Origin of the sequence: Brasilonema sp. UFV-L1 (genome assembly GCF_012912105.1) — a bacterium.
In the GTDB taxonomy this organism is placed as follows: domain Bacteria; phylum Cyanobacteriota; class Cyanobacteriia; order Cyanobacteriales; family Nostocaceae; genus Brasilonema.
The window spans coordinates 1-21,986 of sequence record NZ_QMEA01000020.1 but is presented as its reverse complement, the minus strand read 5'-3'; the positions used below and the strand labels follow the sequence as shown (position 1 = coordinate 21,986).

Here is a 21,986-nt window from a genome sequence, read left to right as displayed (position 1 = left end):
TGACCCTGGTGTAAGATATAACCTACTTAAGTTCTAAATTTTGCTTTCTTTGTTGTATGGTGAACCACCCAACGACAACAAGAAGCGCACCAACGGCAAGAAATCCTAAATCCCAGGCTAACTGATTTGGTCCTGGTTTGACATGATGGATACCGAGAATATGATGATCAATCACTCCTTCAATTAAGTTAAACAATCCAGCGCCGATAAGTATAGATCCAAAATAGATATTGGATGACCAAGGAACATCTTCACGCCGTCCTGCCCGCCATAGCAATACCACTCCAATCACAGTCATGATCCAATCAAAAGCGTGAAATAAGCCGTCCCAGACTGTATTCACATCTATATTAGAGATTGTGGTCAAAGGTCGAACATTGCTCAACATATGGTGCCACTGAAGAATCTGATGCAGCACAATGCCATCAAAGAATCCACCAAGACCTAAACCAAGGAAAATTCCAGCAACAATTAACGGTATACGTTGGTTACTTTTTTCACTTTTTGCCTCCATTATCAACCTCTCTTTTGCAACTTTTCATTTCACCATATAACTCTCTTTTGAAAGCAATCTTCCACCTTTAGACAAGTAATATGGTGGAATTCAAAGCAGACCATTTCTTGCTAGAATCTACCGTAATAATGAATTTTAATGCATAAAACAGCAATTTTCAAATGACTATTTACTTTTACAAGATTTGGCAGCCCTATGGCTGTTTTTCCAATTTTTCTCCTCATGGAATCATCATGCAAGACATCTATTGGTCAACAGTTGAGCATTATTATCAAGCTCAAAAGTTTGTTGGAACCTCAGATGCTATGAGTATACCTCTTATCCATAGTGCTCAAACACCAGAATTGGCTGCAGCATTAGGACGTGACACTACACGCCAAGTTCGATTAGATTGGGAGGATGTTAAAATTCAAGTGATGCGAGAAGCTGTACTCAAGAAGTTTCTGACACATATCGATATTAGAGAAATTCTTTTAACAACCGGTGACAAACTGATTGTAGAAAACTCACCAACCGATTATTTCTGGGGTTGTGGTATCAATAAGACAGGTCACAATCATCTTGGTAAAATCCTCATGAGTGTGCGTGAAGAAATACGCAATTTACCATCTTTGTCAGTCGTTTCTGATTAATTCTTGTTGATTTGTCATCTGTACTTTTCACAAATTTATTGTAGCATTACTCTTTGAGTTGTGAAATCAAGCTATTGGATGAAGGAAATGAGGGAAGAGGAAAAGATATTTTCCTACACTCTCTCACTCTCTCATTCTTTCATCTCCTTATGAGTGTCAGTCTGTTTTAGAACATAGGATTGTGTTCATAATCCCAACACTTTTCATTTCTCCAGATTCTTCTGGTGTGTTCGCATTTAGATTTACTGTCAAGCCAGGGAATAGATGTAGGATAGAAAGAGGTGGATGTTGAAGGAAATAAGGACAAAACAAAGGAAAAAGTCGTAAAGCCAGAAGTTAATAGAATGATGAAAAATCCTATGATGAACATGATATTACTCGGATTCCAAAGAAAATACAAGCTTTTTTGAGATTGCAAGCGCTGTTTGAAACGACCTTCTGGATCAGCTAATAACACCAGATAAAAGTTTAGTCCTGGAATCGGAATCGAAACTTTCAAATCTAAAGGATGACGAGTCAAAGTATGACGACCAAAAGCTTTTTGGATGGTTTTTCTTTCCTCTTCTGTAAAAGTATCAATGATTTCCTGAGGAATTTTCGCCAATAATTGCTTCAAAGCAGGATCAACGTGCTGTAGACGTTTCATGACTTACATGTTTTACTCAATGTGGCTGTGATAGAGACAAAATTTGCTATGCGTTGAAGTTGCTCATTTACCATTCATGATTCTGACTGGAAATGGAGCGTAGGTAAGGGGAACGCTCCTGACTCCTGAATTCTTACTAACTGTTTAACAACAAAAGTGCAGTGTGTACGCGCATCGGTTAACTAACATCACTGCTAATATTTAAAACTCTTATTAACTTGTTATATGGCTGATAAGATACAAAATTTGCTTTTTGCTGCATCTGCAAAATTTTAGGGAGAAATTATCTGAGGATGTCTGAGGGAGATCCAAAAAATAAAATATTTAGTACTGTATTTCATAAACTCGTATCGTAACGCTGGGCTTGTAGTGGCGCTATAAGCGTTCTTTGCACAACGCCCAAACTATAACGCTACGAACTTGTGCAACATTGTACGTAAGGGCATTTGAGATATTGCAATCAGGAAGCGTGTTGACTTCCGGCTTCATGAACGCCCTATTCGGATTGACATTAAAAACTAGTGAATTTTATGCTACTTGAGATTTAAGCTAGAAGTGATTAGCAGTGTTCGCTTATAACCATAAATTGCGCTTTGCATATAAGACGCAGGTAAATAGCGAAACTTTGCCATGAGTGATGTAGTATTTTTTTGCACGTCTGTCTTTTGGTAAATCCCATGAAACAGCTCCTCAATCAAGTCTATAGCTGGAAAAAGCTTATCCAACGGCTCATTCTGACGCCAGTGATGGTGATTTTGGCAACTTTCGTGTTTGCTACACCTGCTTGGGCGACTGGTGTGTATGATATACCAGCCATTACAAGTGGTGAACCTACTTGGGTTGTGGATCAAGCTGACGTCATTAGCCGTATAAATGAAAGTAAGCTTAGCAGCACCCTGGAGAATTTGGCAAAGCAAACGGGTAATGAAGTCAGAATTGTCACACTTCGTCATCTTGACTACGGTGAAACTCCAGAGAGCTTTACCAAAGCACTCTTTGAAAAATGGTTTCCGACAAAGGAAGCACAGGCAAATCAGACGATATTAATGATTGATACTGCAAAAAACGGTACAGCAATTATAACCGGCGAGCAAGTGAAATCTTTGATGTCAGATGATATTGCCTTGAGTGTCGCTTCCGAAACTTTGACAGCACCATTGCGGGATGGTAATAAATACAATCAGGCGTTTCTAGATGCTAGCGATCGCCTGGTTGCTGTTCTATCTGGCGAACCGGATCCTGGGCCTCCCGAAATTGTTGATAATGTGCAGGTAGAAAGCACCTTTGCGAAAGCAGAAGAGACTGACGTCAACAAAGGTAATGCAACTGCTTGGATTGTCGGACTTTTAGTCGCCGCCACCGTTATCCCGATGGCAACTTACTACATTTATTTAGTGTTTCAGCCATCTTCTGACGGATAATTATCGGTTATCAGTTATCAGTTATCAGTTTGAAGAAGTATTCAGTATTGCTGAATCCAGAATTCAGAATAGAAGAATCAATTAACTCTTTTATTCTGACTTCTGACCGGAGGCGGAGCTTTCCTTGCTCCGCTCCTGACTCCTGACTCCTTCACTGTTTACTGTGTACTGATAACTGTGTACTGTTTTAATCTTGGACATAATCTTGCCCTGTCACAAGGGAAATCTCAGCTCGAACAAACTCGCGACCCAAATAAGCCGCATGGGTTAACTGAGTCACAGGAGGGGGCTGTTGTTCTTCAAAAATTTTCACACACATTTGCTTTGCTGTTCTTGCACTAAATACGGTTGTGTGAGTGCGTTCTACCTTTCCTCGTGCGGGTATGACTTGTCCAGTTTCCGGATCAACAGCTAAACCACGTTCATCAATCACATTCGTGAAATGCTTAGCATAAATTAATCCTTCTTCCCGATTTAGATAAATAATGAAATACCCACCGGGATCAAGGTCAATGTGACGCTGAGAAAGTTTGTCGTCAATTGCTGCTAAGCCTTCAACAGTCAAATCCATAATCACCATAGAAATTAACTTTTCTTAGGGCTTTTGACCCCTTCTCAAGTGTAATTCTTATCTTCCTGAGCATTCTTAAGATTTTGGTGGTTGACTTTCCTTTGTAAAAGGCAACTCGGCATTTATAGCTGAAATCTCCTGCTGTTCGAGTTCATTCACTTCACTGATGTAATGTTGCAGAATTTGTGCTAAGCGACCATTATAAAAGCGGTGCAAACTGTGATTACCAGATGCAGGAAAGCCGCGACGTTTTTTGTGGCGTCCACCAGCACCTGGATCAAAAATTTGGATACCGTTGGCGATCGCCCACTCTATCGGTGCATAATAGCAAGCATCAAAATGCAAGCAATCTATCTCTTGAAAAGAACCCCAGTAGCGTCCATACATCCTGTCGCCTTTAAACAAACAAAAAGACATCCCTACTGGTTGACGGTTATCCTGCTCTGTGTATGCGGCGAAAAATACAACCCGATGGCGATAATGTGTGTGTAGCTGTTCAAAAAATTTCTTGGTTAAGTATTTACTACCCCACCAGCCAAATTTATCACAGGTGTCAGCGTAGAACTCATACATCAAAGCAAACAGTGACTTGGGAATTTCATCTCCAGTCAGAGGTTGTATTTTCAAGCCAGCCTTTTCCACGGCTTTGCGTTCACGCTTAATGTTACGGCGCTGGTTGGCGTTGAACACTCCCAAGTAGTCATCAAAATTGTTAAACCCAAGATTTTCCCAGATGTAGCTGTGGTGTAGCCAAGCTGTGAAGCCTTGGCGTTCTAAAATTGGACGCCATTCGGGATCGACATAGAGAAAATGACAGCCAGAGATACGGTGTTTGATGCAGAAAGCATCAATCTCATGTACCATCAATGCTGTCATCTCATCTTCATCTTCCCCTGGCGCAATTAAGAATCGATAGCCTTCGGCTGGGGTAAATGGAGTCATTCCCAGCATTTTTGGGTAGTATTTAACACCAATGCGTTGTGCTAACTCTGCCCACTGGTGGTCAAAAACAAATTCACCAGAACTGTGTCCCTTCAAGTATAGTGGGGCAGCAGCAATCAAGGTTCTGTCTCGCCATACAGTTAAGTGATTTGGTAACCAACCAGTGTTAGCTGTAGCACTTTGAGAGGTTTCGAGATTTTTCAGCCACTCCCACTCTAAAAATGGAGTTTTGAGTGACAATGCTAAAGCATCCCACGCCTCTTGGGGGATTTCAGCAATTTTGTTAATCCAAGCGACAGAATAGCGAGGTTGCAGTTGTTCCACCATTAGAGGTTTTAAAGATACAAAATTTAGCACAAACTTTATTTAGACTAAACTAATCTGTCGGTCGTTGCAGCCGATAATGCACAAAGACTTCCTGTTCAACTGTGACAACTTCCAGCAATTGTAGACGGGGAGCCACGAAAGCGAAAAATCCACGTCCTTCTACTGGTGTCGGTGCTGTAGAACCGCCTATAAGCAACGGACAAATGGTGAGCCAAAATTCATCAATCAAATCTAGTTCTAGCATGGAAGCGACTAACTCACCGCCACCCAAGACAGCTAAGCGTTTGATACCCAAAGTTGTTAAATGTTGTAAAGCTGCACGAATGTCAACTTTTGCGGTTGGTGTTTCAAAAGCCAAAATTTGCTCAAATTCTGGGCGTTGTTTCCAAAAAAGTGCTCCTGTTGTTGTCGTCATTAACCAACGCTTGACTGGCTGCTGAAAGAATCGTATTTCCGGATTAAGGTTAGCAGAATGTGTAATAAGTATATGAACAGGTTGGGAAGGCTTTCCCGCTTGAGTTCGTTGTTGCAGCAGTTGTGGGTGCGATATAGTTAGCGTTGTACCGTAGGCGCGCAGAGTCCCAGCACCAAATAAAACAGCATCAGCTAAGGCGATTTGTTCCTCCAGATGTGCAATGTCCGTTTTGGAACCAAACCGAGCAGGCGATCGCCTCACATCAGCTATTTTACCGTCTGCACTCATCGCCAAAACGACAGTGGTATGTGGACGATGTTGTACCATTGGGGTGGTCTGATAATTTTTGCTTTTTATACGGAATGTTAATCCTCAGAAATAGTAATAGTGAAAACCTCATTTCTCCCGATTTCATCTCTAGTATTTATATGCAACAATATTCGCACTTATCAGCTAGTATCTAAGAGTGTTTGTATTCTAGGCTTCTTTTTGATATGAAATTGCTTTATATGTTTAATATGGTTATGAAATAAGATTTGGAGAACTCAACGACACTAGCTGCTTTAATTACCTAGGATTACTGTTGTGATTGGCACATACTAAGAGAGACTTCCGATGGCTAAACCCCGTCAATCATCCTTTCGTCGGATTTTAGTATCAAAAATTTTGCTTCTGTTGGTTCCAGTGTTACTGATAGGGGAAATTGTAGCCTATAAAAAAGCGCGTTCTAGCCTTCTGGAAACCGCCCGTCAAAATTTAACAGAAAGTGCCATTATCAAAGGTGAGAAAATTGTAGAGACGAGCGCAGCCTTAAAAGCAAATTTACTCAGTGCTAGTCAAACAATGGTTATCCAGACAGGTTCGCGTCTTGAAGTCAAACGATTTCTCAATCAAATAGTCCAACAACTACCAAGGCAAATAGAGTGCATTCAACTGACAAATCCACAAAGCGGTGACGTTGTCGCGAGTACTTGCGGTGAGCAACCAATTGGTGAATTAAAATTTCCTGTACCCAGTGATGGGATTAATGTCGAGGCGGTATTACCACCAAAAGTAGGAACAACAGGTAGAAGAAACTTCCCAAATCAACTGCGATTACTATTATCAACTCCCATCTACGATCATATGGGAGATTTACGTTATGCTTTGATATTTCGTTCGACAATACTGCAAGAAAAAACGAGTAATAAACCTGGCTTGCTAACAGGCTCTACAATGGTGATTGCTGATGATGGAACAATTTTGGCACACCCAATTGCTAATCGTGTTGGGACAAATATAGCTCAACATACAGATGCTGCGCGACTCAAAAAAATTGTCAGAACTGCTCTAGCAGGGAAGAAATATTTTCTGCATTTCTTTTTTGAAAATGAAGGTGAAGAATTACTTGCTGGCTATACTGCTATTCCCAGTCCTTTAACAGACGGGCAACAGAAAAAATTGGTTATTATAGCTGTTACAGATTTGGATAATGCTTTGTATGGTCTTAAGGGAATAAAACTTATTCTGATTGTTTTAACATCAGGTTTAATTGGCGCAAGTCTTTTAGCGTCGCTGTATTTAGCTCGTTATTTGGCACGTCCTGTAGAACAATTACGAGACTACGCCATAAATCTTCACTCAAACCAATCAGTAGAACCAATTCCTCACAACTTCAAAATTCGAGAGTTTAACCAATTAGCGCAAGCACTTGAGCAAATGGTTGAGCGATTGAAAGATTGGGCAGAAGAATTAGAAATAGCATGGAAAGAAGCAAAAACTGCCAACCAGGTTAAAACTCAGTTTTTAGCGACAACTTCCCATGAATTGAGAAATCCACTCAACACCATCATTAATTGTGTTCGTCTGGTTCGAGATGGTATGTGTGATGATCGCGAAGAAGAATTGGAGTTTCTCAAGCGTGCTGATGACACAGCCATTCACCTATTGGGCATTATTAATGAATTACTTGATATTTCCAAAATAGAAGCAGGAAAGCTTTCAGTCGTTTTGCAACCTATTGATCTTCGGCAAGTTTTAAAAGAAGTCATTAACATACAATCAATTAATGTTCAACAAAAAGGTTTGCAGTTAAATATTCCGCAGCTAAATGAAATCATTCCAGTGAATGCTGATGCAGCAAAGCTCAAACAAGTTCTGATTAATGTCATTGGTAATGCAACTAAGTTTACCGAACAGGGAAGCATTACAATCTCGACAGAAATTCAACGTAAGGATGATAAATCTGAAGTCATTATCTCTGTTACAGATACAGGTATAGGGATTGATCCAGCTCAACAGCAAAAACTCTTTCGTCCTTTCGTGATGGTAGATGGTTCACGTAAGTTTGGTGGTACAGGACTAGGACTTGCTATTTCACGAAATTTAATCGAACTGATGGGAGGTACTATTACTCTTGAGAGTCCAGGTCTTGATCAAGGCACGACAATCACAGTAACTTTGCCCTTAATTGATGGTTCACTCTTACCAGGCGCAGGAGGAAAAAAAGATCCAGAAAACCTGAGTCTTTCTTCCGGAGAGCAAGCAGTCAGAGGAGCAAAGCAAGCAGCAGAAGAAGTGACCTTGAAAAAAAAACGCTTCTCGTCTATCTTGAACAAGGAATTACAAAATTCAAAATTGAGTATACAAAATGTAAAGTTGTAGAATTTCAGTCTTGATTTGCATTCAAAAAAATAGGCTGACCACCTTTCTCAAGAGATTGTGTTAAAGCAGTAAGAATTTCCACTAATTGCGTACCTACCAAGCCAGAAGAAACCTCTGAGCAAGTATTCTCAAGAATACAAGTGATAAAGTGATTGCACACTCGCCGTAATGGTTCACCTATTTCTATTTCCAGTACTTGTTGCTTCTGATTCACAGGAATAAATTGGTTTCCCTGGCGTTCAAATTCGCCGTGTTGTATGGTCAAAGGTGAGGTAGGAGACATTTCGTCAAAAATCAGACTGCCAAGACTTCCAACAATACTTAGTCGTCGTTGTTTATCAGGATTGAGCCAACATAAGTGAATATACGCTTGAAAATTGTTCGGATATGTGAGGATTGCCCACACTAGGTCGGATAAACTTGATGGGGTGATCGGGTGATCTGGTGAATGAGAGTTTGCACTCTCCCCACCTCGTTGTAGCCATACTGTACCCGTTGCTTGCACTTTTACGGGAATTTGATTTAGCCAAGAATTAAAAATGGCAATATCGTGAATCGCTAAGTCCCAGAGTGCATCAACATCTTGGCGAACTGGTCCTAAATGAGTTCGGGTTGCGTAACCATAACGTAAATCACCTAATTGATTTGCTTGTACAACAGCTTTCCCTCGCGAAACTGCTGGGTGAAATAAGTAGGTGTGGTCAACTATCAGTTGTCGTTGCTGTTTTTGAGCAAGCTGGTATAATTCTCGACATTCTGCTGGGTTAAGAGTTAAAGGTTTTTCTGCTAAAACGTGGTAACCCCAACGCAAAGCATCGGTAATTAACAAGTAATGTGTGCTCGCGGGGGTAGCGATGACGACTGCATCTAACCCCGCGACTTGCTTTAGCGCTTTCCACTCGGTTATCAGTAGAACTTCGTCATCTAAGTGATATTGCTGTTTGACTACCATCAAACGTTCTGGGTTCGGATCGACTACCGCTACCACACTTGCTTGCGGATGTTCTAAAAAATTTCTCAGCAAATGGACGCCCCAACGTCCAACACCAACGACTGCAATTTTTATTTTCTTAGTCATGAGTCATGAGTCATTAGTCACTAGTGAGACCAGTGCTGCGGGAGGGTTTCCCTCCGCAGGCATCTGGCGAACCCGAAGGGTCATTAGCGATTCACAAATGATGTAAACGCCCGGAGGGCGGCTTCCCATTGTGTAGGACAAAGGACAACTAACAACTTATCAGTGTATCATCTCTTGTTTCATTTCAGGATTTTTCCTGATTTTCAAGTGATAAAAAAGCAATTTTGGCTGCAGCTTGTTCAGAAGCTTTGATAGAACGTCCTTTTCCTTCACCAAGCTTTTGTCCGTGTAGCCATACCTCAGCAAGGAAACGTTCTTGATTATGCTGCGGTTGATTCATTTCCACAACTCGATATTCAGGTAAGACTTTATACTTAGCTTGAGTCCATTCTTGCAGAGCGGCTTTATAGTTAAATCTAGCCGGATCGAGGCGAATTTCTGCTGCAAGTTGTTTGAAGTGAGGATCTAGCCAACAGCGGATGAGTTCGAGATTGTTTGTACTCAAATAAAGAGCGCCTAAAACTGCTTCAAAGGCATCAGCTAGTCTTGACTCTTGACCAACTTTATCAGCAGTCGCACTACCTGCAACTAGTAAATGTAACTCTAAGCCGTATTCTCTGGCTAGTTGGGCGAGAATGCGATCGCTCACCAACACTGAACGAATAGCTGCAAAATCTCCCACTGGACAATTGGGATAATTTTCCCATAGCACAATAGCTGCCACTAATCGCACGACTGCATCACCGACAAACTCCAAATGTTCATAATTTTCTGACTCGGAGACAGTGGGATGAGTCAGCGCCAAGTCCATCAGTTGCCACTTTATGGGCGCATCTGCCGATAGACCTAATTTTCTGACTAAGCTTTCAAGTTGTCGTTGACGGCGTGGATAAGCAATGCTCATTGAGTTATTAGTTATTAGAAGGCAGTGCTCGACTAGGGTTCCCCGGCATAAAACACCTCCTGCCGTTCATTAGTCATGAGTCATTAGTCATTGCTGATTAACAATCATACTAAGGACAAATAACAAAGGACAAAAAAGAGGGAGAGAGTCGGAACGTAAGCCGGGTTCTGTTCTCTTTCTATGGAAAGGCATACGACTTTCCTATATCAAGAGGGTAGTTATCTATCTGGGACGTTTGTTACCAAACGCCTCTAGCGGCTCTTATTTTAGCGGAACTGGTAAAAGACCAACCATAGTTCCTTGCGACCTTGCTCCCAACCGGGGTTTACCGAGCCACGATCTCTCGATCGCGCTGGTGCGCTCTTACCGCACCTTTGCACCCTTACCAGAATCAATTCAAAAAATTATTCATTTTGTTAGCGCAGCGGGGCGCAGCCCTCCTTTGAATTTTTAATTTTGAATTGATTCTGGCGGTATGTTTCTGTGGCACTATCCTCGCGATCGCTCGCACTGGACGTTATCCAGCAAGTCTGGTCTTTCGGGAGTCCGGACTTTCCTCAAACGAGTTTCAATGAAACTAGTCTGTAACCACCTGCGCCTACTCTCTCTTAATATCCAGTGTAATCTTTGAATGACCGAACTAGTACGTCGCGCTCCAAATAAACCAACCATTTGGAATGCCTAAGAGACTTACAAAATCTTGGTTCTTTCTTTTGACTTTTGCCGAGGTGTACTGGTCGTTTCACTTTAGCGCCTTTTATTCCAAGGTAGAGCATATGTCCAGGGAAGTTTTCTGACAGTGAAGGGACACTTGACAATACAAAGGGGAGGAGCAGTGGTACCATGAGCTACACCCACATTTGTTTCGGCTAGCCGGAACACTAAATCTAGTGAAAACTCAAAGTTGCGTTTTCGGCTCATAAATTTGTTAAATTCAATTCTTTGTGCCCTAACGGGACTTGTTTTCCATTTAAGGACATTAGCTACCGAGTTTTTTGTTGCTGTGTATGTTCCAGATAGCTTATCGAATTGAAAAACACTTTCAGATGAAACTGATTCTTTAAGTGTTTTTTTAGGAACAATCAGACTGGGGGTTTGAAATACGCCTAAGTCACGGGTGATATCTGGTGACATCCGAATGACTCGCTTTGAGGTTCCGTCAAATTCTTCAAAAGCGCAATTATCCCAATCAACGTATATTGCTACATCCTCAGATTTATTCTCAATATTAATCGACAGAGATTTTGGTTTTTCAATATCAAATGTATTTGCCAGCCCGCCAAAACTAATCCCAATCTTATCTTTCAGATTTTGGGCTTTCAGTTGTTCGTCTACAGATGCTTTATTGAATTCTAGCTTGACTTGTTCAGCAATTGATTCGACCATTTGGTTAATGGTGTAAGTAATACCAATTATATAAAGCGTCAAAATCAGTAAATTATTGTCGCCGTTTCTCATAACTTAGTTTATGAACTCCTTTGTACTAATTTTGAAGATTCAAGTGACTGACAATCTCAAATCTTGGAATCAGGATTCATTGTTGAAAAATTCTGAAACCAGCCTCTTCGCCAGAATATGAAGACTAACAGAAGGGCAATTACTGCCATCAATGCTAAACAAGAGGCATAACCCCAATACCAATTCAACTCAGGCATATTCCAAGGTGATTTGTCAGTATTGAAGTTCATACCATAAATTCCTGCAATAAAGGTAAGCGGAATAAAAATTGATGACATAACTGTCAAAAACTTCATAACTTCATTCATTCTGTTACTGACTGCCGAAAGATAAACATCCATCAACCCAGTGGCAAGTTCCCGGTAAGTTTCTAGCATATCCATTACCTGCACCGCATGATCGTAACAGTCTCGCAAATAAATTCTCACTTCTTCACTGATAAGTTCATTGCCATCGCGAATCAAAGAATTAATTGCATCCCGTTGAGGCCAGATATAACGGCGCAATTGTAACAATTCTCGTCTAAGTTGGTAAATTTTTTGTAATGTTTCCCGTGAAGGATTTACTATAACTTCTTCTTCTAAGTCTTCAATTCGCTCACCATAACGTTCTAGAACTGGAAAAAAACCATCGACAATTGCATCCAATAAACAATAAGCTAAATAATCTGTTTGACGCTTACGGATAATACCTTTGTTGTTGCAAATTCGTGCTCGTACTCCTTCTAAACAATCATGTTCTGGTTCCTCTTGTACTGTGAGCAAGCAATTTTTCCCCAACACCAGACTCACCTGTTCACTATAAAAACCATATTTTCTTTCCTTTGGCACAACCATGCGGCAAATCATCACCAAATGGTCTTCATATTCTTCTATTTTTGGACGTTCTACCAAATTGACTATATCTTCTAAAACCAAAGGATGTAAATCAAACACCTTCCCCAGTCGTCGCAGAATGTCTTCATTACCTAAACCTTGGACTTCTACCCAAGAAATAGACTCTGTATCTAGATAGGGAGCACACTCTTCGGGGGTTGTGATTTCTTTACGAAGAAAATCGCGAGTTGTATAGTCAATCAATTTAATCTGGGGTGGGGAAGCATCTGCGGAAATAATGATGGTTCCTGGTATGGTTCCTGGTTCGTGATAGAATTCATTTTCGTCATAATTTTTAGTGACAGTTTTAGCCGAGCGACGAAGTTTTTTTGCCATGAATTTTTACTTGATTGAGTCATGAATTATCAGCATCAGCTATTAGTTTTTTTTTAAGACTTCGGACTATTGAGTGTTGATCACGGGATAGGACAACGGTTGAATTGATGATCTCATGATTTGTCAGTGATTTGTATCGTACTTTAGTGCATTTTTTCCATGAATGCATTTTCTCATTTTCTCAACAGAGGTGTGTTTCGTTCCTTCTACGTTAAAATCAGTAGGACTGACGCACCATCAGCCACCAAACCGGTTTCTTTGTTCATATTTGGTTGCGAAACAGAGGATTTTTTGTAGAAACCGGGTTTCTTTACGTAAGTCCTGATCAGGTCTGATATCCACCTGACAAGAGCTATCATAACCACAGCCAAGAACCTCTAGAGATTAGCAATAGTGTAAAAAACAGCTTGTCTTGCAAAGACAAACCGCTTCAAAAATATTAATACAATATTTGAAACTATATTCAACTCATCAGGAACTGCACGGTAGTCGCCTGTTTGTCACGAAACCCTCAAAGCATCACTCTGCCTCACCCCCGGACTGGCTTCTTCAAATCGCCCTAAGTTATTACCCAGCGCCACGCCTCGGTTGTACCAAGGTTCATGTTTGTCGGGTTTGATTAAGAGTGCTTTGTCATAAGATGCAATTTCTTCTCCAAATCGCCCTAACTTACCCAGCGTCACGCCCCGGTTATACCAAGGTTTATGTTTGTCGGGTTGGATTAAAAGTGCTTTGTCGTAGGATGTGATCGCATCAGAAAATCGCCCTAAGTTATGCAGCGCCAACCCTCGGTTGAACCAAGCTGCATCATTGTCAGGTTTTATCTCAAGGGCTTTGTCGTAGGATGCGATCGCACCTTCAAAATCCCCAGCATCAAATTGCTCATTACCTCTGTCAAACCAAGCTTCTGCTTCTCCCTCCTCTCTTCCTGGTGCGCCCTCTGTCTTGGAAAGCTCTGAGCCTCGCTCCTTTGAGGAGCTTACGCGCTTCGGAGGAAACCTCCGCTCAGACTTTCCCTGCAACAGATTATCTGCGAGATGGTATCTATGAACTTCGAGCAAAGCATATTCATGTGCAGTACCGCATCTTGTACTTTTTTCATGGGCAAAACGTGGCGATTCTCGCACATGCTATTACAAAAGAACAAGCAGCAGTACCAAACATTGATATTGAACGAGCAATAGAGCGAAAACGTTTATTGGAAGAAAATCCAGAAACTCACACTTACGTCGAGGAGGAAGAGAGTGGCGAAGACGAGTAATGCGATTAAAATCATTGACAAGATGACTCGTACCGATCATGAGCTTGAGGCAATGGTAGCAGAAGCCTCAATCAATGCAGAAGTTGCGCAGTTGATTTACGAAGCCAGAACAAAAGCCGGGTTAACACAGAAACAGCTTGCTGAACTTGTTGGTACAAAACAGCCTGTGATTGCACGGCTTGAAGATGCTGATTACGAGGGACATTCTCTTTCCATGCTACAAAAGATTGCTTGCGCTCTCAATCAACGGGTAGTTATCCATCTGACTCCAATCGAACACGAGCAAAGCGCATAGCGGCGATTAACACATGCGCCAAATCTCCAAAACCCCGTGGAAAATCTCCTTGTTGAGAAACTGGATCTAAGTTTTTGTCTGGCTTCTCAGCTTAAATTTGATTGTTTCTGTACATCAACCGTAATCCACCCACATTACTTGTGAAACCCCAACGTTCATAAAAAGGAATCATTTCTGGTAAACAGTAAAGAATAATCTGCTCAACTGAAGCTAACTCAGGATGATTAACAACTGCGTCAACCAACTTAGCACCAAGTCCCATTTTTCTATGACTCGGTTTAATAATGACATCATAAATCATTGCCCTATACACAAAGTCGGTGAGAACACGACTAAAGCCAATTAATTGTTCGTTTTCATCTACCAATCCAACGATAATATCTGATGCTGCAAGCATCTTCACAATGTCCTTACGTTCGCGTTCGTAACTCCAGAATTCATTTTTGTACAATTCCAGCAACTCTGAAATCTGACTTTCGGTGAGATTGGTAATAATGTGATACATGAGAGCTAACTCTTCACCGCTACCATTTCAAGTAAGCAGCTTCAATTCCTTGCTCTCGTCGAATCTTTCCATCTTTTTCAAACCAATCAATCACCTGTTGTGCTGTCAAATTTTCGATTTTCACTTCGTATTCTTGAGCAATTTGCTTCAAAAGCCTGAGTGATGAAATTGTCAATCTGGTTAAAAATTTCTCCGGTGAAGACAGCAAAGCTGCATCAACTTTTGCTGCTTCTTCTAGAGTTAAAAACTGTGGTGTCGCTGACTGTGATGGTAACTCCATAACTTTTCGTTTAAGATTTGTCTAAAACTCACTCAAAATTTCTGGTTATAACCGCTCATGAATCATTGATTCGTAAAGTTTATTACGAATTACCAATCATCCATGACTTAAACTTAATAAAAGTTCCCACTTGTTGGGGCGAATCATTTGATGGAAAAAGCTAAGGTCTGTTTTTTCGCTCTTGTACTAAATAGCCACAGCGATGTTCACCGTTGATCATCCAGTGAGTACGTTCCACTGTACAATCTGGTAAAACTGCGGCAAACATTTCTAATTCATGACCGCAAATGCTGGGGAAAGACTCTGCAACGTTAGAAATCGCGCAGTTGTGTTCAGTTAAGATAAATCCGTCGCTTTCGGATGACTCACTCGATTCTACAGGGTGATACTCAGCCATGAAGCCCTCAGCTTTTCTCAATTTTACCAAAATTGCCACCCGATCTGATAGTGAAGCATTTCCCAGGCGATCGCGATATTCTTCTGCTTTACGCTCCCATTGCTTTCGTAAAATGGAACTCACTTTGTCGCGTCCCACTGTTTCTGCTAATGTATCCAACAGAGAAACTGCAAATTGACCATAACCATCAGCACCTTCTCGACGCAGGCGATCGCGCCCTTTACGAGTCAATTGATAGATGTGCTGTGGACGCCCCATTTCTCCCTGCGCTGACAACGAAAAAGAAATCACCTCCTGCGCCTCTAAATCTTTAAGATGACGACGAATTGCTTGAGGGCTAATATCAAGAGCTTCGGCTAACTCAAAAGCGCTAGCCTGTATGTGTTTGAGAAGATATTCTAGGATATCTTGCTTTGTTGAGGACTGGTGGGTAGTCTCCATCGTCGCCCCAATAATTCATGTGATTTGCAGAAGAATATAAGTTTGACAACAATGTTGTTGTTAATCTAGCTTAAAATGAAGATACATTAAACAACAAAGTTGTTGTTTTAATCTATATACTAATTTTAGCAGTCTTGTAACCACTCGGTTACGAAACCTGGGAATCGGCTACCAAAGCCCGTCTCCCGTCCTTTAAAGAGATTCTAGAAAACGAACACAAGAGAAAACAACTGATGAGTGCCACTGTCAAAACCTTAGTCAACCAGCCATACAAGTACGGCTTTATCACCAACATCGAAGCCGACATGATTCCGCGTGGACTAAACGAGGACATCATCCGCATCATCTGGGCAAAGAAAAACGAGCCGGAGTTCATGCTGGATTTTCGCCTCAGAGCTTTTCGCCAGTGGCAGAAAATGACAGAACCAACTTGGCCAAGCGTTAAGTATCCGGTGATTGATTATCAGAATATCATTTATTACTCAGCGCCGAAACAAAAGAAACAGAAGCTTAACAGCTTGGACGAAGTTGATCCAGCTTTGTTGGAAACCTTTGAAAAGCTGGGACTTCCCCTGTCAGAACAGAAGCGACTGGCAAACGTCGCTGTGGATGCGATTTTTGATAGTGTTTCTATTGGGACTACTTTTAAAGAAAAGCTGGCAGAAGAAGGTGTCATTTTCTGCTCCATTTCTGAAGCACTGCAAGAACATCCAGAATTAGTGCAGAAGTATTTGGGTAGCGTTGTTCCAACAGCAGATAATTATTTTGCAGCGCTTAATTCCGCCGTCTTCAGCGATGGTTCCTTCGTCTACATTCCCAAAGGCGTAAAATGTCCGATGGAACTGTCTACCTATTTCCGTATCAACAACGGTGAAACTGGACAATTCGAGCGAACACTGATTGTTGCTGAAGAAGACAGCTATGTCTCCTACCTAGAAGGATGTACCGCACCAATGTATGACAGCAACCAGCTACACGCCGCTGTTGTAGAACTCGTCGCCCTTGATAATGCCGAGATTAAATACTCCACCGTGCAGAACTGGTACGCTGGAGATGCGAATGGTAAAGGCGGTATCTATAACTTCGTCACTAAGCGCGGTTTGTGTCAAGGTGTGAATTCTAAGATTTCTTGGACACAGGTAGAAACTGGTTCTGCTATCACCTGGAAGTATCCTAGCTGTGTGTTGGTAGGTGATAACTCTGTGGGTGAGTTTTACTCGGTGGCGCTGACAAATAATATGCAGCAAGCTGATACGGGTACTAAGATGATTCATGTTGGTAAGAACACCCGCAGCACGATTATATCTAAGGGAATTTCTGCTGGTAACTCTAGTAACAGCTACCGTGGGTTGGTGAAAGTCAATCCGAAAGCTCAAGGAGCGCGAAACTATTCCCAGTGCGACTCTATGCTGATTGGAGATAATGCTCACGCCAATACTTTCCCTTATATTCAGGTACAGAATAATACTGCGAAAGTAGAGCATGAAGCTTCTACTTCTAAGATTGGAGAAGACCAATTGTTCTTCTTCGCACAGCGGGGCATTTCTTCGGAAGATGCTATTTCGATGATGATTAGTGGTTTCTGTAAGGATGTGTTTAATCAGCTACCGATGGAGTTTGCGGTGGAAGCTGATAAGCTGTTGAGTTTGAAGTTGGAAGGTAGTGTTGGTTAGTTCTCTTCGTGTTCTTCGTGTCTTCGTGGTTTAAAAAATATTTAACCGCGAAGGCGCAAAGGGCGCGAAGGAGGAAGAAAGAGAAGAGAGAGAGAACAAGCATGATTATTGAAAATAGTGAAGTTGTGCTGTCGGTACGAGATTTGACGGCTGAGGTTAATGGGACGCCGATTCTTAAGGGAGTGAACCTTGAGGTACGTTCGGGTGAAATCCATGCGATTATGGGACCGAATGGTTCTGGTAAGAGTACTTTTTCTAAGGTTCTGGCTGGACATCCGGCGTATGAGGTGACTGGCGGTGAGGTGATTTTTCAAGGGGAAAATCTCTTAGAGATGGAACCGGAGGAACGCGCTAGGACTGGCATTTTTTTGGCGTTTCAGTATCCGTTGGAAATTCCAGGTGTGAGTAATTTGGATTTTCTGCGGGTGGCTTACAATTCCCGGCGTAAGGCGCAGGGTTTGGAGGAATTGGATGCGTTTGATTTTGATGATTTGGTAGAGGAAAAGCTGGATGTGGTGAAGATGAATCCTGCTTTCCTTAGTCGCAGTGTGAATGAAGGTTTTTCTGGTGGTGAGAAGAAGCGTAATGAGATTTTGCAAATGGCGCTTCTGGAACCTAAGCTGGCGATTTTGGATGAGACTGATTCAGGGTTGGATATTGACGCTTTGAAGATTGTGGCGAATGGGGTGAATCAGCTGACGAGTCCGGAAAATGCCACGATTATGATTACTCACTATCAGCGATTGCTGAATTATATTGTGCCAGACTTTGTTCATGTGATGGCAAATGGGCGGATTATCACCAGTGGTGGTAAGGAACTGGCGTTGGAATTGGAATCACGCGGTTATGACTGGGTGTTGGAAGAGAATGCGGTTGAGGTAGGTGTGTGATGAGCATTCTAGTTTCTCCTAGTCCGGTTCCGAATTCAAATCCAGTCGATTTAGCGTCTGCTGTGTTGGATAGAGATGCTGATCTCGTTAAGTTGTTGAATCAGGTTTTAGAGACGTCGCATGGTGCACAACGACGGGATGCAACGTCTCTAAATTGGTTGCAGGAGTTACAGGAACGCGCTACGCTTTGGGTGCGCAAATCGGTTCTCCCCACCACCCGCGATGAGGAATGGCGCTTTACTGATTTGTCGTCTTTGCGGAAAGTTACGTTTGAAGCTGTTGGGAATCAGCCAGCAAGTATCAGTTTATTGGATGTTGATTCCATACCAGAAGCTGCGAACCGTTTGGTGTTTGTGAATGGGGTTTATGCGCCTGAGTTATCAACGGTTGCAGGTTTGCCGGATGGGGTTGTTGTCAGCAATTTGGCTGGTTTACCTGTAGGCTATCGTCATCGTGTACAGCAGTATTTGGCTCAAACTGAGGGCGCGCATGAAGTTTTTACTGCGCTCAACACGAGTGGAATTAAAGATGTCGCTGTGGTTTGGGTACCGAAGAATGTGGTGGTGGAAACACCGATTCATTTGGTGTTTCTTGCTGCTGGTGATGCCACGATTTCTCTACCGCGTTGTTTGGTGGTGGCGGAGATTGGTAGTAGTGTGACGTTGGTGGAAGAGTATACGAACCGCAAAGGCGCGAAGAGCGCGAAGGAAGAAGAGGAGAAGAGGGTTTACTTTACCAATGCGGTGACGGAGATTTGGATTGAGGAAAATGCTCAAGTGAATCACACTCGGCTTGAGGAGGAAGGTGTGGAGGCTTTCCATGTTGGGAAGACTGCTGTTTCTCAAGCTCGTTACAGTCGGTATACTTGTCATACAATCACTTTTGGTGGAAAGCTGTCGCGTCACAATTTAGAGATTTTACAAGCTGGTGAGCAAACCCAGACGACTCTTAATGGGTTGACGGTGATTGGGGAAAACCAGTTGGCGGATACTCATAGCGCGATCGCACTTAATTATCCTTATGGTAAAAGTCAACAATTGCATAAGTGTATTGTAGGCGATCGCGCTCATGCTGTGTTTAACGGGAAAGTTTTTGTTCCCAAGCCTGCACAGTTAACTGATGCAGCACAGTTGAATCGCAACTTATTGCTATCACCGAAGGCTAGGGTTGATACTAAGCCTCAATTAGAAATTACCGCAGATAACGTGAAATGCGCTCACGGTGCTACCGTCAGTCAGTTGGAAGATGATGAAATCTTCTACTTGCAAAGTCGGGGTATCGATGCAGATAATGCTCGCAACTTATTAATTAACGCCTTCGCCGCCGAAGTCATCAACCAAATACCTGTCACCTCTTTAGAAGAAAGACTCACACAAACCGTCAACAGTTATCAGTCAATCACCAATGACTAATGACCCTTCGGGGAAGACCTCCGGTCTCGCTGCGCGTTCCGCCAGATGCCTGTTGTCGGGAAAACGCCACATGCTACCCTTCGGGAAGCCGCCCTTCGGGCGTCTACAAGCCGGGAAACCCGGACGCCAGACGCAGCCCGGTGGGAGACCCTCCTGCGCCGTGCTGGCGATCCAACGCAGTGGCTCCCCTCCCGCAGCACTGGTCTCACTAGTGACTCATGACTCATGATTAATATGACCTTTACCCAAGAAAAAACCCTTGCTGATAAAGTCCGTGCTGATTTCCCAATATTACACCAAGAAGTCAACGGCAAACCTTTAATCTATTTCGACAACGCCGCTACGTCACAAAAACCTCTGCTCGTCCTCAACACGATTCGAGACTACTACGAGCAGTACAATTCTAATGTACATCGCGGTGTACATACTCTCAGTGCTAAAGCTACCGAAGCTTATGAAGTCGCCAGAGACAAAGTTGCTGCGTTCGTCAATGCTGCGTCGCGTCAGGAAATCGTCTTCACTCGCAATGCATCTGAGGCGATTAACTTGGTTGCTTACAGTTGGGGAATGAGCAATTTGCAGCGAGGGGATGAAATCATCCTCTCGGTGATGGAACACCACAGTAATTTAGTACCTTGGCATTTTGTCGCCCAAAAGACGGGTGCAGTGCTAAAGTTTGTTGAACTGGCTGCAGAAGAAACTTTTGATTTGGAACAGTTCAAGAAGCTGGTTTCTGACAAAACAAAGTTGGTGTCGGTGGTACACGTTTCTAACACTTTGGGTTGTATTAACCCAGTCAAGGAAATTTGCGAAATTGCTCACAAGCACGGTGCAAAAGTATTAATTGATGCTTGCCAAAGTGTCCCTCATATGCCTATCAATGTACAGCAAATTGGCTGTGATTGGTTGGTAGCTTCTGGTCACAAAATGTCTGCTCCAAGCGGAATTGGCTTTTTGTACGGCAAGTTAGACTTGCTGCGAGAAATGCCTCCTTTCTTGGGTGGTGGTGAAATGATTGCGGAGGTGTTTTTAGACCATTCTACCTACGCGGATTTACCACATAAGTTTGAAGCTGGTACACCCGCCATTGGAGAAACAATTGCTCTTGGTGCAGCGGTTGACTACCTTGGCAGCATTGGTATGGATAAAATCTATGCATACGAAGCTGAGTTGACTGGCTATTTGTTTGAACAGCTCGAACAAATTCCTCAAATTCGCATCTACGGTCCTAAACCTAAAGTCGCAGGTTTGGGTAGAGCTGCTCTTGCTGCATTTACCGCTGGGGAAGTCCATGCTAATGATATATCTACATTATTAGATCAAGAAGGCATTGCCATTCGTTCTGGACATCACTGCACGCAACCACTGCACCGTTACTTAGCTATTGCGGCAACTGCACGGGCAAGTCTGTCTTTCTACAATACTCGTGAAGAGATAGATGTTTTTGTCAAAGCGTTGAAGGAAACATTAGATTTCTTTGGCGGTTTCTTGGAGCAATCCTAAGTCGTCAATTTCCAAGACTTGTATTGTCAACCCCTAACATCCCTAGACACTAAACAAACGTATTGAGGTCGAACAATGCTTTTATCCATCAAAACTAAATTAAAACTAACAACCGAACAGAAAGCCACAATGAGTAAGCATGCGGGTATAGCGCGGTTTACTTATGTGCGATTCGTTACTAGCTGAATCTCGGTAATCAGTCCGTAAATAAGCTAGTCAGTCTGGAAACGGACTGAACTTCGGACAGGATGAAGGTGAAATCCCTTCCCCCTCAAACGAGCGAGGTGACTCCTTACCTGCCCACAGTGACTAGGCTCGGAATCCTAGAGGCTGAAGCGCTTAACAGGGCGCAACCAGATGGCTGTTATGGGCTAGCACTGGCGCTAACAGGGAGTGTACAAGGTGAAACAGAGCCTAGAAAAGCAACTTAAACCGAAGCAGGGCATAACAACAATCCCCTGACCGCGCTAGAGTAGAAATCCCGCCGACGATGATAGGTGCGAGCGGCAAGAGTAAGGGGTTCTAGCAGTTGAATTGGCTACACCTGACGGCACAAAACAATCTCAT

The 21,986-nt window shown here is 42.5% G+C and carries 23 protein-coding genes and 1 other RNA gene; 10 read left to right on the top strand and 14 right to left on the bottom strand.

Annotated features, from left to right (window positions below; all coding sequences use genetic code 11):
* Window positions 1–22: 22 nt before the first annotated feature.
* Window positions 23–514 carry a DUF2243 domain-containing protein gene (locus tag DP117_RS08715; RefSeq protein ID WP_169217923.1) on the bottom strand — a complete coding sequence of 164 codons (492 nt, stop codon included), beginning with the start codon at window positions 512–514 and terminating at the stop codon, window positions 23–25.
* 161 nt (window positions 515–675) lie between these two features.
* Here DP117_RS08715 and DP117_RS08710 point away from each other — a divergent pair, with 161 nt between their 5' ends.
* Window positions 676–1,146: an NADAR domain-containing protein gene (locus DP117_RS08710; protein ID WP_169217922.1), complete on the top strand. Its 471-nt coding sequence runs from the start codon at window positions 676–678 to the stop codon at window positions 1,144–1,146.
* Between the two features lie 166 nt (window positions 1,147–1,312).
* Here the strand turns inward: DP117_RS08710 and DP117_RS08705 are convergent, their stop codons facing one another.
* Window positions 1,313–1,792, bottom strand: a complete 480-nt coding sequence (locus tag DP117_RS08705; RefSeq protein WP_169217921.1) for a hypothetical protein — start codon at window positions 1,790–1,792, stop codon at window positions 1,313–1,315.
* A gap of 677 nt (window positions 1,793–2,469) precedes the next feature.
* Here DP117_RS08705 and DP117_RS08700 point away from each other — a divergent pair.
* Window positions 2,470–3,213 carry a TPM domain-containing protein gene (locus DP117_RS08700; protein WP_169217920.1) on the top strand — a complete coding sequence of 248 codons (744 nt, stop codon included), beginning with the start codon at window positions 2,470–2,472 and terminating at the stop codon, window positions 3,211–3,213.
* A gap of 187 nt (window positions 3,214–3,400) precedes the next feature.
* Here the strand turns inward: DP117_RS08700 and DP117_RS08695 are convergent, their stop codons facing one another.
* The 3 genes from DP117_RS08695 to DP117_RS08685 all read right to left on the bottom strand — a co-directional run bounded on the left by DP117_RS08695 (window position 3,401) and on the right by DP117_RS08685 (window position 5,795).
* Complete coding sequence (locus DP117_RS08695) at window positions 3,401–3,784, bottom strand: DUF4346 domain-containing protein (RefSeq protein ID WP_169218002.1); 384 nt, start codon at window positions 3,782–3,784, stop codon at window positions 3,401–3,403.
* Between the two features lie 75 nt (window positions 3,785–3,859).
* A complete protein-coding gene (locus DP117_RS08690; RefSeq protein ID WP_169217919.1) occupies window positions 3,860–5,053 on the bottom strand; it encodes a GNAT family N-acetyltransferase in 1,194 nt (397 codons plus the stop codon).
* 49 nt (window positions 5,054–5,102) lie between these two features.
* Window positions 5,103–5,795, bottom strand: coding sequence for a RibD family protein (locus DP117_RS08685; RefSeq protein ID WP_169217918.1), 693 nt, complete (start codon window positions 5,793–5,795; stop codon window positions 5,103–5,105).
* A gap of 288 nt (window positions 5,796–6,083) precedes the next feature.
* Between DP117_RS08685 and DP117_RS08680 the strand changes: the two genes are divergently transcribed.
* Window positions 6,084–8,111 carry an ATP-binding protein gene (locus DP117_RS08680; RefSeq protein ID WP_169217917.1) on the top strand — a complete coding sequence of 676 codons (2,028 nt, stop codon included), beginning with the start codon at window positions 6,084–6,086 and terminating at the stop codon, window positions 8,109–8,111.
* 4 nt (window positions 8,112–8,115) lie between these two features.
* Here DP117_RS08680 and DP117_RS08675 read toward each other — a convergent pair whose 3' ends face one another.
* The 6 genes from DP117_RS08675 to DP117_RS08650 form a co-directional block, all read right to left on the bottom strand.
* On the bottom strand, window positions 8,116–9,189 hold the full coding sequence (locus DP117_RS08675) for a Gfo/Idh/MocA family oxidoreductase (RefSeq protein WP_169217916.1): 1,074 nt from the start codon (window positions 9,187–9,189) through the stop codon (window positions 8,116–8,118).
* Between the two features lie 184 nt (window positions 9,190–9,373).
* Entirely contained in the window at window positions 9,374–10,093 is a 720-nt protein-coding gene (gene rnc, locus DP117_RS08670) for a ribonuclease III (protein WP_169217915.1), read from the bottom strand.
* Between the two features lie 140 nt (window positions 10,094–10,233).
* An RNA gene (gene rnpB, locus DP117_RS08665) (RNase P RNA component class A) lies at window positions 10,234–10,698 on the bottom strand.
* A 142-nt stretch (window positions 10,699–10,840) separates the two neighbouring features.
* Window positions 10,841–11,551 carry a hypothetical protein gene (locus tag DP117_RS08660; protein WP_169217914.1) on the bottom strand — a complete coding sequence of 237 codons (711 nt, stop codon included), beginning with the start codon at window positions 11,549–11,551 and terminating at the stop codon, window positions 10,841–10,843.
* Between the two features lie 56 nt (window positions 11,552–11,607).
* Entirely contained in the window at window positions 11,608–12,762 is a 1,155-nt protein-coding gene (gene corA, locus DP117_RS08655; RefSeq protein ID WP_169217913.1) for a magnesium/cobalt transporter CorA, read from the bottom strand.
* Window positions 12,763–13,262: 500 nt separating this feature from the next.
* A complete protein-coding gene (locus DP117_RS08650) occupies window positions 13,263–13,823 on the bottom strand; it encodes a tetratricopeptide repeat protein (protein ID WP_211175994.1) in 561 nt (186 codons plus the stop codon).
* On the opposite strand from DP117_RS08650, the gene DP117_RS36055 reads away from it, so the two are divergent.
* Together DP117_RS36055 and DP117_RS08640 are read left to right on the top strand one after the other, a co-directional pair.
* Window positions 13,733–14,023, top strand: a complete 291-nt coding sequence (locus tag DP117_RS36055; protein WP_248277590.1) for a type II toxin-antitoxin system RelE/ParE family toxin — start codon at window positions 13,733–13,735, stop codon at window positions 14,021–14,023. The two genes, DP117_RS08650 and DP117_RS36055, sit on opposite strands and share 91 nt — an antisense overlap.
* A complete protein-coding gene (locus DP117_RS08640; protein ID WP_169217911.1) occupies window positions 14,007–14,318 on the top strand; it encodes a helix-turn-helix transcriptional regulator in 312 nt (103 codons plus the stop codon). Before DP117_RS36055 ends, DP117_RS08640 begins: the two co-directional genes overlap by 17 nt.
* A gap of 91 nt (window positions 14,319–14,409) precedes the next feature.
* Here the strand turns inward: DP117_RS08640 and DP117_RS08635 are convergent, their stop codons facing one another.
* The 3 genes from DP117_RS08635 to sufR form a co-directional block, all read right to left on the bottom strand.
* The gene (locus tag DP117_RS08635; RefSeq protein ID WP_169217910.1) at window positions 14,410–14,823 is read right to left on the bottom strand and encodes a GNAT family N-acetyltransferase; all 414 of its coding nucleotides are present in this window, start codon (window positions 14,821–14,823) and stop codon (window positions 14,410–14,412) included.
* A gap of 19 nt (window positions 14,824–14,842) precedes the next feature.
* A complete protein-coding gene (locus DP117_RS08630) occupies window positions 14,843–15,103 on the bottom strand; it encodes a hypothetical protein (protein WP_169217909.1) in 261 nt (86 codons plus the stop codon).
* Between the two features lie 160 nt (window positions 15,104–15,263).
* Window positions 15,264–15,941 carry an iron-sulfur cluster biosynthesis transcriptional regulator SufR gene (gene sufR / locus DP117_RS08625; protein ID WP_169217908.1) on the bottom strand — a complete coding sequence of 226 codons (678 nt, stop codon included), beginning with the start codon at window positions 15,939–15,941 and terminating at the stop codon, window positions 15,264–15,266.
* A 233-nt stretch (window positions 15,942–16,174) separates the two neighbouring features.
* On the opposite strand from sufR, the gene sufB reads away from it, so the two are divergent.
* From sufB to DP117_RS08600, 5 genes are all read left to right on the top strand, one after another.
* A complete protein-coding gene (sufB, locus tag DP117_RS08620; RefSeq protein ID WP_169217907.1) occupies window positions 16,175–17,614 on the top strand; it encodes a Fe-S cluster assembly protein SufB in 1,440 nt (479 codons plus the stop codon).
* Window positions 17,615–17,715: 101 nt separating this feature from the next.
* Complete coding sequence (gene sufC, locus DP117_RS08615) at window positions 17,716–18,504, top strand: Fe-S cluster assembly ATPase SufC (protein ID WP_169217906.1); 789 nt, start codon at window positions 17,716–17,718, stop codon at window positions 18,502–18,504.
* On the top strand, window positions 18,504–19,916 hold the full coding sequence (gene sufD, locus DP117_RS08610; protein ID WP_169217905.1) for a Fe-S cluster assembly protein SufD: 1,413 nt from the start codon (window positions 18,504–18,506) through the stop codon (window positions 19,914–19,916). The genes sufC and sufD overlap by 1 nt, the downstream gene beginning before the upstream one ends.
* Before the next feature lie 234 nt (window positions 19,917–20,150).
* Window positions 20,151–21,419, top strand: coding sequence for a SufS family cysteine desulfurase (locus DP117_RS08605; protein ID WP_169218000.1), 1,269 nt, complete (start codon window positions 20,151–20,153; stop codon window positions 21,417–21,419).
* Between the two features lie 75 nt (window positions 21,420–21,494).
* Entirely contained in the window at window positions 21,495–21,605 is a 111-nt protein-coding gene (locus DP117_RS08600) for a helix-turn-helix domain-containing protein (protein WP_248277589.1), read from the top strand.
* Window positions 21,606–21,986: the final 381 nt, after the last annotated feature.

Bases quoted from the DNA above. Each gene is read 5' to 3' on its own strand.
- rnc (WP_169217915.1), bottom strand. From the start codon at position 10,093: ATGAGCATTGCTTATCCACGCCGTCAACGACAACTTGAAAGCTTAGTC.
- DP117_RS08710 (WP_169217922.1), top strand. From the start codon at position 676: ATGACTATTTACTTTTACAAGATTTGGCAGCCCTATGGCTGTTTTTCC.
- DP117_RS08680 (WP_169217917.1), top strand. From the start codon at position 6,084: ATGGCTAAACCCCGTCAATCATCCTTTCGTCGGATTTTAGTATCAAAA.
- DP117_RS08605 (WP_169218000.1), top strand. From the start codon at position 20,151: ATGACCTTTACCCAAGAAAAAACCCTTGCTGATAAAGTCCGTGCTGAT.
- DP117_RS08635 (WP_169217910.1), bottom strand. From the start codon at position 14,823: ATGTATCACATTATTACCAATCTCACCGAAAGTCAGATTTCAGAGTTG.
- sufD (WP_169217905.1), top strand. From the start codon at position 18,504: ATGAGCATTCTAGTTTCTCCTAGTCCGGTTCCGAATTCAAATCCAGTC.
- corA (WP_169217913.1), bottom strand. From the start codon at position 12,762: ATGGCAAAAAAACTTCGTCGCTCGGCTAAAACTGTCACTAAAAATTAT.
- DP117_RS08630 (WP_169217909.1), bottom strand. From the start codon at position 15,103: ATGGAGTTACCATCACAGTCAGCGACACCACAGTTTTTAACTCTAGAA.
- DP117_RS08660 (WP_169217914.1), bottom strand. From the start codon at position 11,551: ATGAGAAACGGCGACAATAATTTACTGATTTTGACGCTTTATATAATT.
- DP117_RS08600 (WP_248277589.1), top strand. From the start codon at position 21,495: ATGCTTTTATCCATCAAAACTAAATTAAAACTAACAACCGAACAGAAA.
- sufB (WP_169217907.1), top strand. From the start codon at position 16,175: ATGAGTGCCACTGTCAAAACCTTAGTCAACCAGCCATACAAGTACGGC.
- sufR (WP_169217908.1), bottom strand. From the start codon at position 15,941: ATGGAGACTACCCACCAGTCCTCAACAAAGCAAGATATCCTAGAATAT.
- DP117_RS08700 (WP_169217920.1), top strand. From the start codon at position 2,470: ATGAAACAGCTCCTCAATCAAGTCTATAGCTGGAAAAAGCTTATCCAA.
- DP117_RS08715 (WP_169217923.1), bottom strand. From the start codon at position 514: ATGGAGGCAAAAAGTGAAAAAAGTAACCAACGTATACCGTTAATTGTT.
- DP117_RS08685 (WP_169217918.1), bottom strand. From the start codon at position 5,795: ATGGTACAACATCGTCCACATACCACTGTCGTTTTGGCGATGAGTGCA.
- DP117_RS08695 (WP_169218002.1), bottom strand. From the start codon at position 3,784: ATGGATTTGACTGTTGAAGGCTTAGCAGCAATTGACGACAAACTTTCT.
- DP117_RS08705 (WP_169217921.1), bottom strand. From the start codon at position 1,792: ATGAAACGTCTACAGCACGTTGATCCTGCTTTGAAGCAATTATTGGCG.
- DP117_RS08675 (WP_169217916.1), bottom strand. From the start codon at position 9,189: ATGACTAAGAAAATAAAAATTGCAGTCGTTGGTGTTGGACGTTGGGGC.
- DP117_RS08690 (WP_169217919.1), bottom strand. From the start codon at position 5,053: ATGGTGGAACAACTGCAACCTCGCTATTCTGTCGCTTGGATTAACAAA.
- sufC (WP_169217906.1), top strand. From the start codon at position 17,716: ATGATTATTGAAAATAGTGAAGTTGTGCTGTCGGTACGAGATTTGACG.